Origin of the sequence: Variovorax gracilis (genome assembly GCF_030317115.1) — a bacterium.
Classification (GTDB): domain Bacteria; phylum Pseudomonadota; class Gammaproteobacteria; order Burkholderiales; family Burkholderiaceae_C; genus Variovorax; species Variovorax gracilis.
In genome coordinates, this window is sequence record NZ_JASZYF010000006.1 from 272,069 (window position 1) to 293,232 (window position 21,164).

Genomic DNA, 21,164 nt, shown 5'->3' on the forward strand with positions numbered 1-21,164 from the left:
ACCTTCGGGCGCGCGGCACAATCCGGGGGATGAATATGTTGAATGTCCCCGAGTACGTGCGAATGCTCGGTGAGCAGGCCAAGCAGGCCTCCGTCCAGATGGCGCGCGCCGATGCCGCCACCAAGAACAAGGCCCTCCGGGCCCTCGCGCGCAAGCTGCGCGCTGTCGGCGGCCCGCTGGGCGAGGCCAATGCCCAGGATCTGGCCCGTGCCGAAGGCGCCGGCCTGTCCGCGCCGATGGTCGATCGGCTCAAGCTCACGCCGAAGGTCATCGAGACCGTCGCCCTGGGTTGCGAGCAACTGGCGGCCATGCCCGACGTGATCGGCGAAGTGATCGGGATGAAGCAGCAGCCCAGCGGCATCCGCGTCGGCCAGATGCGCGTGCCGATCGGCGTCTTCGGCATGATCTACGAGAGCCGGCCCAACGTGACCATCGAGGCCGCGAGCCTCGCGATCAAGAGCGGCAACGCGGCGATCCTGCGCGGCGGCTCGGAGGCGATCGAGTCGAACAAGGCGCTCGCGCTACTGGTGTCCGAGTCGCTCGCCGAGGCGGGCCTGCCGGTGGACGCGGTGCAACTGGTGCAGACCACCGACCGCGAGGCCGTCGGCCAGCTGATTGCCATGCCGGAATTTGTCGACGTGATCATTCCGCGCGGCGGCAAGGGCCTGATCGAGCGCATCAGCCGCGACGCCAAGGTGCCGGTGATCAAGCATCTGGACGGCAATTGCCATGTGTACGTGGACGACACGGCCGAGCTCGACATGGCGCTGAAGATCGTCGACAACGCCAAGACGCAGAAATACAGCCCCTGCAACGCGGCCGAGGGGTTGCTGGTGGCGGCATCGATCGCCGAGACCTTCCTGCCGGAAATCGGCGCGATCTTCGCGGCGAAGGGCGTGGAAATGCGCTGCGACCCGGCCGCGGCCAGGATCCTGCGCGAGGGGCTGCACGCACCGGCCAAGTCGGTCGTCGATGCCGTGGAGTCGGACTGGTCGGAGGAATACCTCGCCGCCGTGATCAGCATCAAGGTGGTCGAGGGGGTGGACGAAGCCATCGCGCACATCAACCGCTATTCGAGCCACCACACCGATGCGATCGTCACGCGCGACCACATGAATGCGCAGCGCTTCCTGCGCGAAGTGGATTCGGCCAGCGTGATGGTCAACGCCAGCACGCGCTTTGCCGACGGTTTCGAGTTCGGACTGGGGGCGGAAATCGGCATCAGCACGGACAAGTTCCATGCGCGCGGGCCGGTGGGCATCGAGGGCCTCACGTCCTTGAAGTACGTGGTGCTCGGCCAAGGCGAAACTCGAAGCTGACCCCCGGGGCTGCTCGCTTTGCGTAGCCGCCCGCCCCCTTTCAGGGGGCAACGACGGCGGACCGGCGGAGCCGGTTCCGCAGTGTTTCCAGATTGAATCCGCGGCGTTGCTGCAGCTTGTCATTGGGGCATCAGGCCCCAAATCTACAATCCGCTCTTAGCTCAAGCTGCAAATCCAAGAAGGCCGCCGCATGGTCCCCCATCTCGTCACCGCCCTGACCGGCCCCATCAACGAACTCGAGCAGCGCATACTCGATTCCACGCCGGCCATCGAGCGCTGGTTCCGGCTCGAATGGATGGAGCACACGCCGCCCTTCTACAGTTCGGTGGACATCCGCAATGCCGGCTTCAAGCTGGCGCCGGTCGACACCAATCTCTACCCCGGCGGCTGGAACAACCTCACGCAGGAGATGCTGCCGCTGGCGGTGCAGGCCGCGCAGGCGGCGATCGAGAAGATCTGCCCCGAGGCGCGCAACCTGCTGGTGATTCCGGAGAATCACGCGCGCAATACCTTCTACCTTGCCAACGTGGCGCAACTGGTGCGCATCTTCCACATGGCGGGCCTCAACGTGCGCGTGGGGTCCATCGATCCGGCGATCAAGTCGCCGAAGAAGATCGAGTTGCCGAACGGCGAGACGGTGTGCCTGGAGCCGGTGGTGCGAAGCAAGCGGCGCCTCGGGCTCAAGCACTTCGACCCCTGCACCATCCTGCTCAACAGCGACCTTTCGGCCGGAGCGCCCGGCATCCTCGAAGACCTGCATGAGCAGTACCTGCTGCCGCCGCTGCATGCCGGCTGGTCGGTGCGCCGCAAGAGCAACCACTTCCACAGCTATGAAGAGGTCTCCAAGCGCTTCGGAAAGCTGCTGGGCATCGATCCCTGGCTGATCAACCCGATGTACGCCAAGGCGGGCGATGTCAGCTTCACAAGCGGCCAGGGCATCGACGTGCTCACGAGCCACGTGGACGCGCTGCTCACCAAGGTGCGCCGCAAGTACAAGGAATACGGCATCAACGAAAAGGCCTTTGTTGTCGTCAAGGCCGACAACAGCGCCCACGGCATGGGCGTCATGACGGTGCGGGACGCCAAGGAGATCGAGGCGCTCGCCCAGCGATCGCGCAGCAAGTCCGCTGCCGCCAAGGATGGCCAGGACCTGAACGACCTGATCGTGCAGGAAGGCGTGCTCACCAACGAACGCGTTCACAACGGCGTCGCCGAGCCCGTGGTCTACATGATGGACCGCTACGTGGTGGGCGGCTTCTACCGCGTGCACGCCGAGCGCAACCCCGACGAGAACCTCAACCTGCCGGGCGCGAGCTTTGTGCCGCTGGCATTTTCGGAGAGTGCCCACTTACCGCAGCCGGGGGCGAAGCCCGGGGCCAGCGCCCCGAACCGGTTCTATATGTATGGCGTGATCGGCCGGCTGGCGATGGTGGCGGCCAGCTACGAGCTCGAGGCGACGGATCCGGACGCCGAAGTCTATGAATGATTTCGCACTACACCTTGCGAGCCTTCGCGACAGCGGCAAAATAGCGACCCCATAGCAACGCAAATTCGAGGGTGGAGGTGATGCGACGGCCATCCAGGCCGGCGACGCGCCCGGGCGAACCTGCCCGACAGCCCTTTGCATCGACCTCGTGTCCGCCCCCAAATCCTCCTCCCTCGCGTTGATCATCGCGGCCGTCGGCGTCGTCTATGGCGACATCGGCACGAGCGTGCTCTATTCCGTCAAGGAGGTGTTCGGCCACGGCCACGTCCCCTTCACCGTCGAGAACGTCTACGGCATCCTGTCGATGTTCTTCTGGACGCTGACGGTGATCGTCTCGCTCAAGTACGTGGTGCTGGTGCTTCGGGCCGACAACGAAGGCGAAGGCGGCCTGGTCGCGATGCTGGCCCTGGCCTCGCAGGCCGTGGTCGACAAGCCGCGGCTGCGCCACGTGCTGCTGCTGATCGGAATCTTCGGCACATCGCTCTTCTACGGCGACGGCGTCATCACGCCGGCCATTTCGGTGCTGTCGGCGGTCGAGGGCCTGGAAGTGGTGTCGCCGCAGTTCCGGCACTACGTGATCCCGATCACGCTGGTCGTGCTGTTCTGCCTGTTCGCGGTCCAGAAGCGCGGTACTGCGGGTATCGGCCGCTTCTTCGGCCCGATCACGCTGGTGTGGTTCCTGGCGATCGCGTTGCTCGGCGTGTCGCAGATCCTGACCCACCCGGAGATCCTGAAGGCGATCAGCCCGCACTATGCGCTGCGCTTCATGTGGGACAACCCGGGCACCAGCTTCATCATCCTGGGCGCCATCGTGCTGTGCGTGACCGGTGCCGAGGCGCTCTACGCCGACCTCGGGCACTTCGGCAAGCGGCCGATCCGTGTCGCATGGTTCTCGGTGGTGATGCCGGCGCTGACGCTCAACTACTTCGGCCAGGGTGCGCTGCTGCTGGAGAACCCGCTCGCGGTGCAGAACCCCTTCTTCATGATGGCGCCCGAGTGGGCGCTGCTGCCGCTGGTGTTCCTTGCCACGGCTGCGACGGTGATTGCGTCGCAGGCCCTCATCACGGGCGCCTTCAGCGTCACGCGGCAGGTGATCCAGCTCGGCTACCTGCCGCGCCTGAACATCGAGCACACCAGCGTGCGCACGGCGGGCCAGATCTACATGCCCTTCGTCAACTGGGGCCTGTTCGTCGCCATCGTGCTGGCGGTGGTCATGTTCCGCTCGTCGAGCAACCTGGCCGCGGCCTACGGCATTGCCGTGACCACCGACATGCTGATCACGACCGTGCTGACCTTCTTCGTGATCCGCTACGCGTGGAAGTACCCGCTGGCCCTGTGCATCGCCGCGACCGGCGCCTTCTTCGTGGTCGACTTCCTGTTCTTCGCATCGAACCTGCTCAAGCTCTTCGAGGGCGGCTGGTTCCCGCTTCTCATCGGCGGCTCGATCTTCATGCTGATGCTGACCTGGAAGGAAGGCCGGCGCCTCATGGGCGAGATGCAACTCGCCGAGGCGATCGACCTGAAGGACTTCCTGGGCTCGGTCTTCGTGAATCCGCCGGCGCGTGTCGACGGAACCGCCGTTTTCATGACCGCGGAGCCGGGCGTCGTGCCCAATGCGCTCCTGCACAACCTGAAGCACAACAAGGTGATGCACGACCAGAACCTGTTCGTCACCGTGCGCAACCACGAGGTGCCGTGGATTCCGATGGACAAGCGCATCGAGATGGAGCCGCTCGGCCACCACTGCTGGCAGGTGATCGTGCACTACGGCTTCAAGAACGACGTCGACCTGCCCCGCGCGCTCGAGCACGCCCGCCTGCGGGGCTGCCAGTTGGAGCCGATGGCGACCAGCTACTTCCTGTCGCGCGACGTGGTGATTCCCACGCTGGGCAGCGGCATGGCGCCGTGGCGCGAGAAGCTCTTCGCGCAGATGCACCACAACGCGAGTGGTGCGGCGGACTTCCTGGGGCTGCCGAATAACGCCGTCGTGGAGCTGGGCTCGAAAATCGAGATCTAGGCTCGCCCCCAGGCTCGCGCACTTCGTGTCGCTCTCCACCCCCTGCCGGGGGCAACACCGGCGGGCCGGCGGAGCCGGATCCGCGGTGTTTCTGGCTCGAATACCCCCCGGGGCACAATTGCCGGCATGCGTTTTTTCAAGGATCTGAGCCTCTCGGCTTTCACCGCGGGCTTTGTCGCGGTGCTCGTGGGTTTCACGAGTTCGGTGGCGATCGTGTTCCAGGCCGCGCAGGCCTTTGGTGCCACGCCGGAAATGATCTCGTCGTGGATGTGGGCGCTGGGCCTCGGCATGGGGCTGGCGTCCGCGCTGCCCTCGCTGTGGTGGCGCAAGCCCGTCATGATCGCCTGGAGCACACCCGGCGCGGCGGTGCTGGCGGTGGCCGGGGCCGGCTACGGCATGAACGAGGCGGTCGGCGCTTTCATCGTCTGCGCGCTCTTGATGACCCTCGCGGGCGCGACCGGCTGGTTCGAGCGCGTGATGAACAAGATCCCGATGGCCCTGGCCTCGGCGCTGCTGGCCGGCGTGCTGGCGCGCTTCGGGCTGCAGGCTTTCGTTGCCGCGCAGACAGCGCTGCCGCTGGTGCTGCTGATGCTCGGCACCTACCTGCTCGGCAAGCGGCTCCTGCCGCGCTACGCGGTTCCGCTCACGCTGCTGGTCGCCATCGTCTTCGTGGCGGCACGCGGCGAACTCGCCTGGAGTGCGGTGCACTTCAGCGTGGCGGTGCCGGTGTTCACGATGCCTGTGTTCACCTGGCAAGCGGCCGTCAGCCTCGCGCTGCCGCTGTTCGTGGTGACCATGGCATCGCAGAACCTGCCGGGCGTGGCCGCCATCCGCGCCGCGGGCTACGACCTGCCGGTGTCGAAGCTCATCACCATCAGCGGGCTGCTCACGCTGGTGTTCGCGCCCTTCGGCGCGTTCGCGCTCAACCTCAGCGCGATCACGGCGGCGATCTGCATGGGCCGCGAGGCGCACGAAGATCCCGCGCGTCGCTACACCGCGGCGGTGAGTTGCGGCGCGATCTACGTGGTGATCGGGCTGTTCGGCGCGGCGGTCACCGGCCTGCTGACGGCTTTTCCGAAGGAACTGGTCGCCACCATCGCAGGCCTGGCGCTGCTGGGCACCATCGGCAGCGGGCTCGCCGCGGCGGTGCGCGATGAATCGCACCGCGAGGCCGCGCTGATCACCTTCCTCGTCACGCTCTCGGGCGTCACGCTCGTGGGCATCGGTTCCGCCTTCTGGGGCGTGGTGGCGGGCGCCGCCGCGCTGGGCATCCAGCAGCTCGGCCGCAAACCCTTTGCCGGCAAGGACATCGCCGCTGCCTGCAAGATCAAGCTCGACAACCGGGCCGCTGATGAAGCGGCGCCTTCCAAGCCATCCAACGTTTCCGCGGGAAAGACCTCCTGACATGCACATCCTCTTCGTCGCCGACCCGCTCGAGCACTTCAAGATCTACAAGGACACCACCTTCTCGATGATGCGCGAGGCGCAGCGCCGCGGCCACACGCTCTCGGCCTGCGAGCCGCGCGATCTGAGCTGGCAGCGTGGCCGGCCGGTCACGGCCAAATCGCGAGCGATCACGCTGACGGGCGATCCGGATGCGTGGTTCAGCGAAGATGCGATCGAGGAGCGTCCGCTGCGCGAGTTCGACGCCGTGCTCATGCGCAAGGACCCGCCCTTCGACGCCGAGTACATCTACGCGACGCACCTGCTGGAGCAGGCCGAGCGCGAAGGCGCCCGGGTGGTGAACAAGCCGCGGGCCCTTCGCGACCATCCGGAGAAGCTCGCGATCATGGAGTTCGCGGAATTCACCACGCCGACGCTGGTGACGCGCGACGCGGCCGCCGTGCGCGCCTTCCATGCCGAGCACCAGGACATCATCCTGAAGCCCCTCGACGGCATGGGCGGCATGGGCATCTTCCGCGTCAAGGCCGATGCGCTGAACCTCGGCTCGATCGTCGAGACCCTCAACAAGAACGGCGCCGAGACGATCATGGTGCAGCGCTTCGTGCCGGAGATCTCCGAAGGCGACAAGCGCGTGCTCGTGATCGGCGGCCAGCCCGTGCCCTACAGCCTCGCGCGCATCCCGCAAGGCACGGAGGTGCGCGGGAACCTCGCGGCGGGCGGCAAGGGCGTGGCCCAGCCGCTGACCGAGCAGGACCGCAAGATCGCCGAGGCGATCGGCCCGGTGCTGAGCGCACGCGGGCTGCTGCTGGTCGGGCTGGACGTGATCGGCGGCTCGCTGACCGAGATCAACGTCACCAGCCCCACGTGCTTTCAGGAGATCACCGAACAGACCGGCTTCGACGTGCCGGCCATGTTCATCGATGCGCTGGAAGCGCTGCTGAAGTCGGCTTGACGACGGGCCCGGCCGGGCCCGCCGCGGCCGGGGTCATCAGAACTCGACGGAGGCCGTCAGGGTGAAGGTGAGCGGATTGCCGAGGACGAGGTAGCCGGCCCCCGGATAGCCGCCCACCGATGCCCAGTAGTTGCGATCGGCCACGTTGTTGATGCGGCCACGCACCGTCAGCAGCTTGCCCGCCACTTCCGTGACATAGCGAGCGCCGATGTCCAGGCGCCCCCAGCCCGGAACGCGCAGGGTGTTCAGGTCATCCGCGTAGCTGGCGCCGGTCGCGATGACGCGGCCGTCGAGCGTGAGGCCGGGCACGCCCGGCACGTCCCATTCCACCCCGATGGTGCCCTGCTGGTTCGGCACGCCGATGACCTTGTTGCCGTTGGTCGCGATGTTGCCGGTGTTCCGCTGTTCGGCATTGAGGAAGGTCACCCCGCCCAGGACACGGAAGCCCTTGATCGGCTCGCCGAAGACGTTCAGTTCGAGACCCTGGTGGCGGTCCTGGCCTTCGGCCACGAAGAACCCGGCCGCATTGCGCAAGGCACGCGGCTTCTCGATCGAGAACAGGGCGGCCGTGGCGCCGAGCCCGGCGCTTTCGTACTTGACGCCGATTTCCTTCTGTTTCGCGACGTAGGGCTGCAGCGTTTCGCCGACGTTGACGACGGGGAGCCCGCCGACCTGCGCCGGCGCCGTCTCGCCCGGGGCGAGGTTCTCGACGTAGTTCGCGTAGGCAGACACTTCCTTGCTGACCTTGAAGACGAGGCCCGCGGCGGGGCTGGTGTGGCTTTCGTCATTGCCGCCCGAACGCACGCCCGTGTCGTAGGCGAAGTTGTCGATCCTGAGGGTCTGGCGACGTGCGCCCAGCGTGAACAGCAGGGTGTCGTCCAGGAAGCCCATGGTGTCGCCCACGACGTAGCTCGTCAGCCGCTTCTCCTGCGTGAGCGCCGGGTTGGCCAGGTCGTTTCCTCCGAACGCGAAGGGTCCGAAGGCAGGCAGTGGCGAGTAGACGGGGTTGTAGAGGTTCGTGGCCTGGGTGTTGAGGAAGTCGAAGCGATAGGCGTTCTTGCGCTCCGAATTGAAATAGTCGTACCCGGCCACCAGCGTGTGCTTGACCGGGCCGGTCCTGACGGTGCCGCGCACACCCACCTGCGCGGCCTTCACGTCCTCGTCCGCCGTGTTGTCGAAGCGGTATGTGGTGCCGGCGCCGGTGAGCGCGTTGTCCACCGTGATGTTGGCGAGCGAATTGGCTTCGCTGCCGCTGCGCGCCCCTGCAGCGAACCAGCCGGTGACGTTGTCGCTGAAGTCGTACTCGCCCCGCACGGTGCCGAAGGTGTCGCGTTCGTTCGAATAGGTCCAGGGCTGCGCCCAGTTGGTCTTGGCATCCGGCGCCTTCGGCACCAGGACGAGGCTGTTCGCCAGCGTGACGTTCGTGCGCGTCTGGCTCAGGCGATGGTCCTGGTAGCCGATGTCGGCCGACAGCCGGGCATTGCGGCTGCGCCAGTCGAGGCCGACGGATGCCACGTCGAGTTCCACGTTTTCGTGGTCGATGCCGGTGCCGCCGTCGCGACGGGCTGCGTTGACGCGGATGCCGACGCTGTCGTCAGGTCCGAAGCGGCGCGCGACGTCGGCCGCACCATAGAACTGCGAGCCGGTGGAGCCGCCCAGCGTGATCTGCGTGAGGGGCTCGTTGCCGGCGCGCTTGGGCAGCAGGTTGACCGAGCCGCCGATGCCGTCGCCGCCGGGCGCGGAGCCGTTCAGGAAAGCGCTGGGGCCGCGAAGCACTTCCACGCGTTCGAAGAGTTCGGACGAGATGTACTGGCGCGGCAGAAGGCTGTAGATGCCGTTGTAGGCAATGCTGTCGGAACCCAGCAGGAAGCCGCGGATGAAGTAGGTTTCCTGGAAGTTGCCGAAGCCCCGCGCCACGCGCACGGACGGGTCGTTCAGCAGCACGTCGCCCACGCTGCGGGCCTGCTGGTTCTGGATCAGCTCGTTGGTGTAGGTCGTCGCGCTGAAGGGCGAATCCATGTTGTCGAGCGTGCCCAGGATGCCGATGCGGCCGCCGCGCGCCACCTGTCCGCCCGCGAAAGGTTTCGTCAGGCCGGCGGCTGAGGCGTCGGCGCTGGCCTCGACCGTCACGGTGGTCAAGGTTCCGCCGGCCGCTTCGGCCGGTGCGGCAGGTGTCGTTTGCGCCGTCGCGACCAGCGCCTGGAGCGCGAGGGTGGTGGCGAGGGCGACCGGACGAAGGGGGAAGCGGACTGAGGGCATGTGAGGCTCTTTTTTTTGAACGGGAATGAGAATGGTTATTATCTTCGTCTGCTTGCAGTCGAAGGTTCTCAATCGCTGGAAAAGAAGCCAGCGCGTTGTTTTCAAGCCAAACCGTGCGCCCGGCGGCGCCGTGCGGACGCAGGCCTCAGCCGTTGCGCTGCCCGTCCACGAACACCGCCAGTTCCTGCGGTGCGAAAGCCGTCCAGCTCTCGTTCGTCGTCAACGGTGCGGTCACCACCACCGCGACCCGGTCGTTCGGCGTGGTGTGCTGGGCGAAGTCGATGCTCAGGTCTTCATCGGACAGTTCGGCCGTCACGAAGGGATGCTTGCGCTCGACGTACCAGAGATGGGTCGATGCATGCGCCCACAGGGCCTGCCCGTTCGACAGCATGAAGTTGAAGGTGCCCTGGGCCGCCAGGCGCGGCGCCAGCTCGCGCAGGGTGAGCGTGAGTTCTTCGATGCTGGGCACGTCGGCGTGGGACTTGGCCAGCTCCTGCATGATCCAGCAGAAGGCGTGCTCGCTGTCCGTGCTGCCCACCGGGTGGAAGCTGCCATGCAGTCGCGGGCGGAAATCCTTCAGGTCGCCGTTGTGCGCGAACACCCAGTAGCGGCCCCACAACTCACGCACGAAGGGATGGCAGTTCTGGAGGTTGATCGCGCCCTGAGTCGCCTTGCGGATGTGCGCGATGACGTTGCGGCTCTGGATCGGGTAGCGCCGGATCAGCTCTGCGACGGGTGATTCGCAAGCCGGCTGGTGGTCGACGAAATGCCGCAGGCCGCGATCCTCGAAGAAGGCGATGCCCCAGCCATCGGCGTGGTGGTCGGTGCGGCCGCCCCGCTGCGCGAACCCCGTGAAGCTGAAGGTCACGTCGGTCGGCGTGTTGCAGTTCATTCCCAGCAACTGGCACATTTGGATTACCCCCAGGCTCGCGCACTGCGTGTCGCTCTCCACCCCCTTGCAGGGGGCGCTCCTGGCGGACCGGCGGAGCCGGATCCGCGGGAGCCTGCGGGGGCGGCGCGCTTTGCGCAGCCGGGGAGTGGGGTGGTGGTCACGGTGGGGTCCAGGTTAATCGACTGCGGGGGTGGGGCGATTCTTGGGGGCTTGTTCTCGCAGTTGCCAGGCGGCGCAGATGGCCAGGGCGCACAGGGCCGCCAGCATGGCGAACACCTCGTCGAAGGCTGCGATGCGGGCGGGGCTGGTGGTCACGTTGGCGAGCGAGTCGCCGTGCGCCGCGATGCGCCATTCGAGGACGATGGCGCAGAGGCTCACGCCGGCGGCGCCGCCGAGCATGCGCAGGAAATTGATGGCGCTCGCGCCTTGAGGAATCAGCGGCTTGGCCAGCGGCCGCATCGAGCCGAGATTGAGCGAGGGGAGGATGAAGCCCAGTCCCACCCGTCCGACGACCGCGAACACCACCAGCAGCCAGATGGCGCTGTCGATGCGCAGCACCATCATCAGCGCGAAGGAGGCTGCCAGCAACCCCAGGCCGATGCTGACCAGCAGGTACGTCGGATGCTTGTCGGCCAGCCGCCCGACGCCCGCGATGGTCAGCGCCAGTACGATGCCCGCCGGCAGCAGGATGGTGCCGACGTGCGAGGCCGAGAGGTGAAGTCCGACCTGCATGTAGACCGGCAGCAGGTAGGTCGAGCCGAACAGCGCCGTGCCGTAGATGAAGGCCACCACGCTGCCCATCGCGAACTGCCGGTACTGGAAAAGCGCCAGGTTCATCAGCGGCAAGCCGCCCCCCGCCGCGAGACGCTTCTGCCAGGCGATGAAGGCGGCGAAGGCGACGGCTGCGGCGGCCAGCAGCGCGACGGCCTGCCAGGGCGAATCGCTGCGCAGTTCGACCAGCCCGTTCAGAAGGCACAGCGTGCCGACGGTACCGAGCGCGAGCCCGCGCCAGTCCAGCCCGCCGCTGCGGGCAGCCACCACGCCGCCGGGCGCCGTGGTGGGCACGAACTTGTAGGCCAGCCAGATCGACGCCAGGCAGAAGGGCACCACCATGAAGAAGATCGAACGCCAGCCGAACAGGTCGACCAGCACCCCGCCGATGCTCGGGCCGATGGCCGGCGCCAGCACCACGCCCATGCCAAAGATGCCGCTGGCGCGGCCCTGCTCGTGCGGCTCGAAGGCGCGCAGGATGATGATGGCCGGGATCGGCTGCACCACGCCCGCCGCAAGCCCTTCGGCCACCCGCGCGATCAGCACCAGCGAGAAGTTGTTCGCCAGACCGCCCATCACCCCGCCCACCAGCAGCAGCACCATCGTTCCGACATAGGTGCGCCGGTAGCCGTAGCGCGACAGCAGCCAGGGGGTCGTGAGCATCGACACGGTCATCGCGACCATGAAGCCCGAACTCACCCATTGCGCCCGCTCCTGCCCGAGCGAGAAGAAATGGCTCATGCCCGGGATCGCGACGTTGACGATGGTCGAGGACATGATCGAGGCCATCACGCCCACCATCACGGAAAACAGCAGGAGCCAGCGGTAGCGCTCGCCATAACGACTGCTCAGGGATTGCGCGGGAGGATTGTTCATGGGGCGAAGCCGGCTCGGGCCGTCCTACAAGGATACGGGCGTTTGGGCACCGCACCGGCGTGCCGCTCGCGTCCACAATGGGTTTTGCTGTCCCGACTTTGACAAGAGATTGCCGCCATGGAACCCGAGAACGACAACAACCGAGACCTTGCCGCCGCCTCCGAAGCCGAATCCGCCCCAACCCTTGCCGCGGAACTCCAGGCGCCCACGGTCAGTCGCGCCTACCAGTGCCAGTGCGGGCGCCCCGTCTTCCTGCGCAACAGCCAGTGCCTGGCCTGCCACACGCCACTGGGCTATGTCGTCGAAAGCCTGGGCGTGGTGCCGCTCGCGCCGGCTGCGCACGAAGGGGCCGAACCGGACACCTTCACCGTGTTCGGCGACGCCCACGGCAAGGCCTACCGCCGCTGCGCCAACCTGATGACCGAGGCAGCCTGCAACTGGATGGTGCCCGCGCCGCGCGAAGGCGACGATCCCGCCTTCAACACCGACGGCCTCGTGCCCGGCTTGTGCATCTCATGCAGCGTGACGCGCACCATTCCGGACCTGTCCATCGAGAGCAACGGCGACCTGTGGCGCAGCCTCGAACTGGCGAAGCGGCGCCTGATCTCGCAACTGCTAGCGCTCGGTTTGCCCGTCGTGACGCGCGTGAGCGACCCCGTCCATGGCCTGGCCTTCGACTTCCTGAGCCACATGCCCGGCGGCCCGCACGTGATGACCGGCCACGAAATGGGCGTGATCACCCTCAACGCCGAGGAGGCCGAGGACGCCGTGCGCGAGCGCATCCGCGCCGAGATGCGCGAGCCCTACCGCACCCTGCTCGGCCACTTCCGGCACGAGATCGGCCACTACTACTGGGACCTGCTGGTCTTTCCCACGCCGTGGATCGACAGCTTCCGCGAACTCTTCGGCGACGAGCGGGCGGACTACGCCACGGCGCTGCGCAACCACTACGACAACGGCCCGCCGCCCGACTGGGCCAACCGCTTCGTGACGAGCTACGCCAGTTCGCATCCCTGGGAAGACTGGGCCGAGACCTGGGCGCACTACCTGCACATGGCCGATACCGCGGACACTGCGATGAGTTTCGGCGTCGATGCGCAGAACGTCGAGCTCACGAGCGATCTCTTCGAACTGGCCGATCTGTGGCAGCCCGAGGACGTGAACGCCGGGAAATTCCTCGACTTCCTGAACGGCTGGGTGCGACTCACCAACGTGCTCAACGAGCTGTCGCGCAGCATGGGCCAGCCGGACTATTACCCGTTCGTGCTGCCGCGCGCGGCGGTCGGCAAGCTGCAGTTCATCCACGAGGTGATCACGGAGCAGCGGGCGCGTGGCGGGCTGCCGGCGATGGTGTCGCACAACGATCTGGCCGCGCCGCCGGGGCCGGTGGCCGAGGCGGTTGCCGAGCCGGCCGCCGAGCCGGCCGCGGAGGTGTTGCCGGATACGGCCCCGGCCCCGGCGCCGGCGCCTCAGTCCTGAACCACCGCCCGCGCGGCACATCGGGCGCAGATGCAGGCGAGGCGGCGCTTCTCGGCGGGCACCCGCGCGAGCAGATCGGCGCTGAAGTCGGCTTCCATGCACCAGCAAGGCGGTTGCGCCTGCCCGGTTTCGCGCGCGATCTCCATCGCGCAGCGATTCGTCTCGCCGCACAAGGGGCAGCGCGACGGGTCGGTCGACGCCGGTTCGCCCATCACGCGACCTCGAAGGCGGGCAGCTTCTTGTCGACCGCGATGTTCTGCAGCGTGACATACACCGGCAGGCCATCGCGGTAGGCCGGGTAGTCCTCGCCCTGGATCAGTGGCAGCAGGTAGCGCCGGCACTTGTCGGTGATGCCGTAGCCGTCATCGGAGATGAAGTCGCGCGGCATGAACTTCTCGGCGTTCGCCACCGCATCGAGCGGCGCGGTGCCGATGCTGTACGCGTAGGGCTCGTCGGATGTGCGGTCGATGGTCGGCATCACCGAATTCCGGCCTTCGAGCGCCAGCTCGACCGCGCGCTGCCCGAGTTCGTAGGCCTGGCGAACGTCGGTTGCCGACGCGATGTGGCGTGCCGAGCGCTGGAGGTAGTCGGCGACCGCCCAATGGAACTTGTAGCCCAGGGCCTCCTTGACCATCTGCGCCACCACCGGCGCTGCACCCCCGAGCTGGGCATGGCCGAAAGCGTCCTTGGTGCCCTGCTCCGCGAGGAAGGTGCCGTCCGGGTGGTGGCAGCCTTCGGACACCACCACCGTGCAATAGCCGTGGTACTTCACGAGCGCATCGACGCGTGCCAGGAAGGCCGGCTGGTCGAAAGGGATCTCCGGGAACAGGATCACGACCGGAATGCCGTGGTCCGCCACCAGCCCACCGGCCGCAGCGATCCAGCCCGCATGGCGCCCCATCACCTCGATCACGAACACCTTGGTCGACGTGGCCGCCATCGAGCGCACGTCCAGCGAGGCTTCGAGCGTCGACACCGCCACGTATTTCGCGACCGAGCCGAAGCCCGGGCAGCAGTCGGTCAGCGGCAGGTCGTTGTCGATGGTCTTCGGCACGTGGATGGCCTGCAGCGGATAGCCCATCGATTGCGAGAGCTGGCTCACCTTGAAGCAGGTGTCCGCCGAATCGCCGCCGCCGTTGTAGAAGAAATAGCCGATGCCGTGCGCCTTGAAGACCTCGATCAGGCGCTCGTACTCGCGCCGGTTCTTCTCGAGCGACTTGAGCTTGTAGCGGCACGATCCGAAGGCACCCGAGGGCGTGGAGCGCAGGGCCGCGATCGCCTCGGGCGACTCGCGGCCGGTGTCGATCAGCTCCTCGGTCAGCGCGCCGATGATGCCGTTGCGGCCGGCGTACACGTTGCCGATGCGGTCGGGGTGCCGGCGGGCCGTCTCGATCACGCCGCAAGCCGAGGCGTTGATCACGGAGGTCACGCCGCCAGACTGGGCGTAGAAGGCGTTGAGGATGGGCATGCGGCATTGTCCCGCAGCTGCAAGCCACAAACAAATCGGTTCTCAGCGCTCGTCCGTCGCACTGTCACGCTCAGAGCGAGTTGGGAGTCGCTTGCAGACAAGCGGCGCGATGTCTGATCCCCAGAGTAAGGCCCGCGCCTGTTCCCCGCGGAGCAGCCCTCCGCTCGGGATGTCGGGGGTCCGCCTGGGCTTGATGTTCGGCGCTGCGCGCCGCCTACAGCCGGCGAGAGAACCTGCGAGCTGCGATGGCTCTTGCCGATCGCGGCAATCTCTGGTGTCAGCGACCACCACCCCGTGCGCGAGCGAGAGCGAGAGCGTTTGAGCTATGACTCGCCCGCGGACTTTCAGACCAACCTCATCGGCCCAACAACAGCCCTTTCCAAGGCGGCGTCCACCAAATCGAATACGCCGACGGCGGCAAAGAACAGTGGTTCGTAACGGACCCCTACTTCTCGTCCGCCTTGAACGGTGCGCCGATTCCCGGGACGCTAAAGTACGGAAGCGGCCGTGTTCAACCTGACCACACTTGCGGGTGAACCACATGAAATCAAATCACATTTGGCAATTTTCGTCGTTGTCGCGATTGCGGCCATCTACGCAGGGAGCCATTTGCTTAGCCAACGGAAGGAACTAGCCGCGGCTGAGCCAAACAATGCCGTGAAGTACCTCCAGGGCCTCCGCGCAGCGGAAGCAAGTCGGACTGAGAAGCCTGCAGGCACCCCTGAACCTAAGGCGCCGGTCGCGGACATAGCGACCCAGTTTCAGATGAGCCAAGACTATCGAGTTCTGTTTGAGTCTCTCTTGCAGAGCAAAGAAAAAAGCGCAGGACTGTATGCCGCGCACATCCTTTCACTTTGCACGAGCCTGCGGACTGTCAAGTTCGACGCGACGCCCGCGATGTCTGATCTCCAGAGAAAGGCCCAGGAGTTGATGACCGCGAGGTGCGCGAGCTTTACGCCGACCGAGTTGGACGGCAATCGCAGGTTAGAAATTGCGAAGGATCCGAGAACCCAGGGTGAGTGGGTGGACCTCAAGTGGCGCTGGGCGGAGTTGAAGACGAAGGATGACCCGAATCGCAAGGCGCTACTCGAGACCATCTTTCAGACGAAGGATTCGCTTTTGCTTGACTGGGTAGGGCCAACGCTGCTCATGTCGCCTGACGACACGACGTCTGTCAAGTTCAACGGCGAGGTTGACTCCCGGCCTTTTGCGAGGAGCGCCTACTTTGCCGCGTGGACGGCGGCGGCGTGCGAGGCCAGTGAATCGGGCTGCGGCTTCGGTGACCCGTTCGTCGTGGAAGCTTGCGCACGAGACAACACGTGTTTGGGTTCCCGCCAGGAGGTGTTGCGTCACCATGTTGAGACGCACTATGGAAAAGACGCACTCGCTCTATACGACGGCGCCGTGCCGAAGCTTGCTTCTGCCATCAAGTCATCGGACATGGCTGTCTTCGGCCTCTAGGATAGGCTGGAGGAGGGCGGCCTGGTCTTCGACGCGAGGAAGTCACAAGGCAGAGCGCGCAACGAGGCCTCGCCATGCGTGTCGAAACCAGCGGCCGCCCGGACAAGGCATCAACGTCCCGGCAGCCCCATCGCCCGCGTGATCACCTCTTTCATGATCTCGTTCGTCCCGCCGTAGATGCGCTGCACCCGGGCATCGGCGTACGCCCGCGTGACCGGGTACTCCCACATGAAGCCGTAGCCGCCGTGCAGCTGCACGCACTCGTCCATCACCTTGCATTGCAGGTCGGTGGTCCAGTACTTGGCCATGCTGGCGGTCGCGGTGTCGAGCTTCTCCTGCATCAGCAGTTCGATGCACTTGTCGACGAAGACCTGCGCCACCTGCACCTCGGTCTGCAACTCGGCCAGCGTGTAACGCGTGTTCTGGTAGGCGCCCACGGGCTGGCCGAAGACCTTGCGGTCCTTCACGTAGGCCACCGTCTGGTCGATGATCGACTGCGAAGCCGCCACCGCGCCGATGGCGATCTGCAGCCGCTCCCACGGCAACTGCTCCATCAGGCAGACGAAGCCGCGGTTCTCCTGCGCCGCGCCGCCGAGCAGCGCATCGGCGGGCAGGCGCACGTCGTTGAAGAACAGCTCCGAGGTGTCCTGCGCCTTCAGGCCGAGCTTCTTCAGGCGCTTGCCTTTCTCGAAGCCGGGCGTGCCGCGTTCCACCAGGAACAGGCTGGTGCCCTTGGCGCCGCCGGCCGGGTCGGTCTTGGCGACCACGATCACCACATCGGCATGCCAGCCGTTGGTAATGAAGGTCTTGCTGCCGTTCATCAGATAGCTGCCATCCGGCTGCTTGAGCGCGGTGGTGCGCACGGCCTGCAGGTCGCTGCCAGCGGCCGGCTCGCTCATGGCGATGGCGCCGATCATCTCGCCGCTCGCCAGCTTGGGCAGATAGTCCTTCTTCTGCTCGTCGGTGCCGTAGCGCAAGATGTAGGGCGCCACGATCTCGCTGTGCAGACCGTAGCCGATGCCGGTAAAGCCGCGCGCCCAGAGTTCCTCGAACTGGATCACCGAGTACAGCAAATCCGCGCCCGCGCCACCGTATTCCTCCGGCAGCGCCATGCAGAGAAAGCCGTTCTCTCCGGCCTTGTTCCAGACCTGGCGGTCGACGTAGCCCTGGTCTTCCCAGGCTTCGTGGAAGGGAGCGATCTCCTTGTCCATGAAGCGGCGGAAGCTGTCGCGGAAGGCCTCGTGGTCAGTTGTGAAGAGGGTGCGTTCGATCATGGTCAGGAGCGCTTGGGGAACACGGGTGCGCGTTTTTGCAGGAAGGCCATGACGCCTTCGGCGAAAGTCGGTTGCTCGATCAGTTCGCGCTGGCGCTCGCTCTCGTAGTGGAGCTGGTCCGGCAGCGAGTGGCGTTCGGACTGCTCCAGGGCCTTGCGGGCTTCGATCACCGCATGCACCGGCAACTCCGCGAGGCGTTGCGCGATGTTCGTTGCTTCCAGCAGCAGCAACTTGTCGTCGATGCAGGCCCAGATCAGCCCCCACTGCGCCGCCGTTTCCGCGCCGAGTTTTTCGTCGAGCAGCGCCATGCCCATCGCGCGTGCCGGTCCGACGCGACGCGGGATGAACCAGGTGCAGCCGAGGTCCGGAACGATGCCCAGCTTGGGCAGGAAGGGCAGGTAGAAATACGCGCTGCGCGCCGCCACGACGATGTCGCATGCCAGCGCCAGGCCCACACCCGCGCCGGCCGCAGGGCCATTGACCGCGCAGACCACCGGCACCGGCAGCGCGCGCAATTCCTCGATCAGCGGGTTGCTCATCGACTGCATCCAGTCGGCCGTCTGGTCGCCGAGCGTCTTGCCCTCGACGGGCTCGCGCATCGTGCCGAGGTCGGCGCCCACGCAGAAGGCCTTGCCGGCGCCGGTGAGCAGCACGGCGCGCACGCTGCGGTCGTGGCGCACGCGGGCGAATGCCTCGCGCAGAGCCGTCTGCAGTTCGAGCGCGATCGGGTTGAGCTTGGCCGGCAGGTTGAGCGTGATCGTCGCGATGCCGTCGTTCAGTTCGTAGAGAACGGGGGTCATGTCACAACCTCTCCACGATCGTGACGTTGGCCATCCCGCCGCCTTCGCACATCGTCTGCAGGCCGTAGCGCTTGCCGCGCTGGCCGAGCGCGTTGACGAGCGTGGTCATGAGCTTGGTCCCCGAGGCGCCCAGCGGATGGCCGAGTGCGATGGCGCCGCCGTTCACGTTGAGCCGCGCGGGATCGGCGCCCAGCTTCTGCAGCCAGGCCAGCGGCACCGGCGCAAAGGCCTCGTTGACTTCGTACAGGTCGATGTCCTCGATCTTCATGCCCGCTTTCGCGAGGGCGCGTGCGGTCGCCGGAATCGGCGCCTCCAGCATGATCACCGGGTCATGCCCCATCACGCTCATGTGGTGGATGCGCGCGAGCGGCTTCACGCCCAGCGCCTTCAGGCCGCGCTCGTTGACGACCAGCACGCCGCTGGCGCCATCGCAGATCTGGCTGGCGGTGGCGGCGGTGCAACGTCCGCCCTCCGCGATCAGCTTGACGCCCGCGATGCCTTCGAGCGTGGCGTCGAAGCGGATGCCTTCATCGACGGTGTGCATCTCGCCGCCGGCCGAACCGTCGGCAAGGCGGATCTCCACCGGCACGATCTCGTCCTTGAACGCGCCTTCGCGGCTGGCCGCGATGGCGCGCCTGTGGCTCTCGAAGGCATAGCGGTCGAGCGCGTCCTTCGAGAGGCCGTAGTTCTTGGCGATCATCTCGGCGCCGGTGAACTGGCTGAACTCCACGCCCGGGTAGCGCCGCTGCATCGCGGGGCTCATGTAGATGCCGAGGCCGGCCTTGGCCGGGAGCGCGTTGGGCGTGAACATGGGCACGCGCGTCATGCTCTCGACGCCGGCCGCGATCACCGCATCCATGGTGCCCGACATCACCGCCTGTGCCGCGAAATGCAGCGCCTGCTGGGAGGAGCCGCACTGGCGGTCGACGGAAGTGCCCGGCACCGATTCAGGCAGCTTCGACGCCAGCACCGCATTGCGCGCAACGTTGGTCGCCTGCTCGCCGACCTGGCTGACGCAGCCGAGGATCACGTCCTCCACCGCCGCGGGATCGATGCCGCTTCGTTCAACCAGTGCGTCGATGACCTGCGCTGCCAGGTCGACCGGATGCCAGCCCGCGAGCTTGCCGCCGCGGCGGCCACCGGCGGTGCGCGCGGTGGCCACGATATATGCCTCTGCCATGGAATGTCCTTCGTCCGAGTAAGGGGGGCCCGGCGCGAAAGGCGAAGCGCCGTCGATCCACGACGGTGCGAGACCCGTGCATCCATGGCCGCGAGCGTCGATGGTTCAACGCCCGGGCGCTGGGGTCAAGCCGGGGTCATCCCGTGGGGCCACAGTCGCCAAGGCGACGTGGCGCGCTCCGGCCGCGCCCGCTCCGCCGCCACCGTGAGGCGCTCGGCGGTGAAGCGAACGCACGAGGGTTCCAGGGCCGCCACCAGCGCGCGCCGGTGCACGTCGCTGCGAAAGCGTTCGCCCTGCTCAAGGACGATGTCCCGGGGGTCGTGGTCGAGCGTGATCCACAAACTGCCGGCCTGGCACTCGATGTCCACGTCATGGGCATCGGGCAGGGTGAAGATGGACTTCTTCGGCAGGCTCAGACTGAGGCGTTGCGGGCGGGTGTTCATCGCAGGCTCCTTAGCATTCGTCATGGGAATGAATATAGTGAGCCGATCCGTACGTGTCATACGGTCATTCGGAACTCGTTGCATGCATCCAGAGAATGCGAAGACGCCGGCGCCGGCAGTGGAACTGCCTCCTTTGGAGCTGCTGCGCAGCTTCGAGGCGGCGGCGCGCACGCTGAGCTTCACGCAGGCCGCCGCCGAGGTGTTCCTCACGCAATCCGCGGTGAGCCGGCAGATCCAGCAACTCGAAGCCAGTCTCGGCGTGCTGCTGTTCGAGCGCCGCCATCGTGCGCTGGCGCTGACCGAGGCCGGCCGGGTGCTGCAGCGCGCCGTTGTCGAGAGCCTGGAGCGCTTGCGCGATGCCACCGCCCGCGTCCGGGCCGCGCCGGTTCTGCGGCAGGTTGCCATCACCACCACGCCGGGCTTTGCCTCGCTGTGGCTCATTCCCCGGCTCGCCCGTTTCACCGCCGACCATCCGCTGGTCGACGTGCGCGTGTCCGCGACGCTCGACGTCCTGGACCTGGAGCGCAGCCGCATCGACGTGGCCGTGCGCTTCGTGCCGATCAGCCGGGGCACCGGGCCGACGCTGTTCGAGGAATCCGTCATGCCGCTGTGCGCCCCGCGCATTGCCGCCGCCTTGCATGTGCCGGGCGATCTCGTGGAGCAGACCCTGCTCACGGTCGACATGCCCAACCACGCCGAAGCGCCCACTGCCGATTGGGAACCCTGGCTCGAAGTGATGGGACTGGCCGATCTGCGCATGAAGAACACCATGCGGTTCACGCAGTATGCCGACGCCGTCGCCGCTGCGGTTGCCGGCCAGGGGGTGGTGATCGGTCGCCTGCCGCTGCTGCGCGAACTGGTGCAGACGGGGCAGCTGGTGGCGCCGTTCAGCGAGGGGGCAGCGTCGCGGCGGGGCTATTTCATCGAGTCCTCGCGCCGCGCGGCAGGCAATGCCGACGCCCAGGATTTCGTGCGTTGGCTGCGTGCCGAAGCCGAAGCGGCGCAGAGGGGCTGAGGAAGGGCCTGGGGAGGGGTTCGAGCCGCGGCATTACAGTCGGGGCAACGTATTGGCCCGTTGGGCTC

17 protein-coding genes are annotated in these 21,164 nt (G+C 66.7%); 8 read left to right on the plus strand and 9 right to left on the minus strand.

The annotated features are described in order from the left end of the window. The first annotated feature begins 29 nt into the window (after nucleotides 1-29). The 5 genes from QTH97_RS14920 to gshB all read left to right on the plus strand — a co-directional run bounded on the left by QTH97_RS14920 (nucleotide 30) and on the right by gshB (nucleotide 7,178). A complete protein-coding gene (locus tag QTH97_RS14920) occupies nucleotides 30-1,319 on the plus strand; it encodes a glutamate-5-semialdehyde dehydrogenase (protein WP_286569004.1) in 1,290 nt (429 codons plus the stop codon). 190 nt (nucleotides 1,320-1,509) lie between these two features. Beyond that, the gene (gene gshA, locus QTH97_RS14925) at nucleotides 1,510-2,805 is read left to right on the plus strand and encodes a glutamate--cysteine ligase (protein ID WP_286569005.1); all 1,296 of its coding nucleotides are present in this window, start codon (nucleotides 1,510-1,512) and stop codon (nucleotides 2,803-2,805) included. 148 nt (nucleotides 2,806-2,953) lie between these two features. Further along, complete coding sequence (locus tag QTH97_RS14930; RefSeq protein ID WP_286569006.1) at nucleotides 2,954-4,822, plus strand: potassium transporter Kup; 1,869 nt, start codon at nucleotides 2,954-2,956, stop codon at nucleotides 4,820-4,822. Nucleotides 4,823-4,948: 126 nt separating this feature from the next. After that, nucleotides 4,949-6,226, plus strand: coding sequence for a benzoate/H(+) symporter BenE family transporter (locus QTH97_RS14935; protein WP_286569007.1), 1,278 nt, complete (start codon nucleotides 4,949-4,951; stop codon nucleotides 6,224-6,226). Nucleotide 6,227: 1 nt separating this feature from the next. Next, nucleotides 6,228-7,178, plus strand: a complete 951-nt coding sequence (gene gshB, locus QTH97_RS14940) for a glutathione synthase (protein WP_286569008.1) — start codon at nucleotides 6,228-6,230, stop codon at nucleotides 7,176-7,178. A gap of 36 nt (nucleotides 7,179-7,214) precedes the next feature. On the opposite strand, the gene QTH97_RS14945 is transcribed toward gshB, so the two are convergent. From QTH97_RS14945 to QTH97_RS14955, 3 genes are all read right to left on the minus strand, one after another. Beyond that, entirely contained in the window at nucleotides 7,215-9,437 is a 2,223-nt protein-coding gene (locus tag QTH97_RS14945) for a TonB-dependent receptor (protein ID WP_286569009.1), read from the minus strand. Between the two features lie 145 nt (nucleotides 9,438-9,582). Beyond that, complete coding sequence (locus QTH97_RS14950) at nucleotides 9,583-10,347, minus strand: class II glutamine amidotransferase (RefSeq protein ID WP_286569010.1); 765 nt, start codon at nucleotides 10,345-10,347, stop codon at nucleotides 9,583-9,585. A gap of 156 nt (nucleotides 10,348-10,503) precedes the next feature. Beyond that, a complete protein-coding gene (locus tag QTH97_RS14955; protein WP_286569011.1) occupies nucleotides 10,504-11,976 on the minus strand; it encodes a DHA2 family efflux MFS transporter permease subunit in 1,473 nt (490 codons plus the stop codon). A 117-nt stretch (nucleotides 11,977-12,093) separates the two neighbouring features. Here QTH97_RS14955 and QTH97_RS14960 point away from each other — a divergent pair, with 117 nt between their 5' ends. After that, nucleotides 12,094-13,455, plus strand: a complete 1,362-nt coding sequence (locus tag QTH97_RS14960; RefSeq protein WP_286569012.1) for a zinc-binding metallopeptidase family protein — start codon at nucleotides 12,094-12,096, stop codon at nucleotides 13,453-13,455. Here QTH97_RS14960 and QTH97_RS14965 read toward each other — a convergent pair. Both QTH97_RS14965 and QTH97_RS14970 read right to left on the minus strand, forming a co-directional pair. Further along, nucleotides 13,446-13,667, minus strand: coding sequence for a cysteine-rich CWC family protein (locus QTH97_RS14965; RefSeq protein WP_286569013.1), 222 nt, complete (start codon nucleotides 13,665-13,667; stop codon nucleotides 13,446-13,448). The genes QTH97_RS14960 and QTH97_RS14965 overlap by 10 nt on opposite strands. Beyond that, nucleotides 13,667-14,923 carry a 6-phosphofructokinase gene (locus tag QTH97_RS14970; RefSeq protein ID WP_286569014.1) on the minus strand — a complete coding sequence of 419 codons (1,257 nt, stop codon included), beginning with the start codon at nucleotides 14,921-14,923 and terminating at the stop codon, nucleotides 13,667-13,669. The genes QTH97_RS14965 and QTH97_RS14970 overlap by 1 nt, the downstream gene beginning before the upstream one ends. Nucleotides 14,924-15,430: 507 nt before the next feature. On the opposite strand from QTH97_RS14970, the gene QTH97_RS14975 reads away from it, so the two are divergent. Next, the gene (locus QTH97_RS14975) at nucleotides 15,431-16,384 is read left to right on the plus strand and encodes a hypothetical protein (RefSeq protein WP_286569015.1); all 954 of its coding nucleotides are present in this window, start codon (nucleotides 15,431-15,433) and stop codon (nucleotides 16,382-16,384) included. A 110-nt stretch (nucleotides 16,385-16,494) separates the two neighbouring features. Here QTH97_RS14975 and QTH97_RS14980 read toward each other — a convergent pair whose 3' ends face one another. The 4 genes from QTH97_RS14980 to QTH97_RS14995 form a co-directional block, all read right to left on the minus strand. Continuing rightward, nucleotides 16,495-17,658 carry an acyl-CoA dehydrogenase family protein gene (locus tag QTH97_RS14980; RefSeq protein ID WP_286569017.1) on the minus strand — a complete coding sequence of 388 codons (1,164 nt, stop codon included), beginning with the start codon at nucleotides 17,656-17,658 and terminating at the stop codon, nucleotides 16,495-16,497. Between the two features lie 2 nt (nucleotides 17,659-17,660). Further along, nucleotides 17,661-18,458, minus strand: coding sequence for an enoyl-CoA hydratase-related protein (locus tag QTH97_RS14985; RefSeq protein WP_286569018.1), 798 nt, complete (start codon nucleotides 18,456-18,458; stop codon nucleotides 17,661-17,663). A gap of 1 nt (nucleotide 18,459) precedes the next feature. After that, complete coding sequence (locus tag QTH97_RS14990; protein ID WP_286569019.1) at nucleotides 18,460-19,638, minus strand: acetyl-CoA C-acetyltransferase; 1,179 nt, start codon at nucleotides 19,636-19,638, stop codon at nucleotides 18,460-18,462. A gap of 125 nt (nucleotides 19,639-19,763) precedes the next feature. Beyond that, entirely contained in the window at nucleotides 19,764-20,081 is a 318-nt protein-coding gene (locus tag QTH97_RS14995) for a DUF2917 domain-containing protein (RefSeq protein ID WP_286569020.1), read from the minus strand. Nucleotides 20,082-20,163: 82 nt separating this feature from the next. Between QTH97_RS14995 and QTH97_RS15000 the strand changes: the two genes are divergently transcribed. After that, entirely contained in the window at nucleotides 20,164-21,096 is a 933-nt protein-coding gene (locus QTH97_RS15000; protein WP_286569021.1) for a LysR substrate-binding domain-containing protein, read from the plus strand. Nucleotides 21,097-21,164 lie beyond the last annotated feature (68 nt).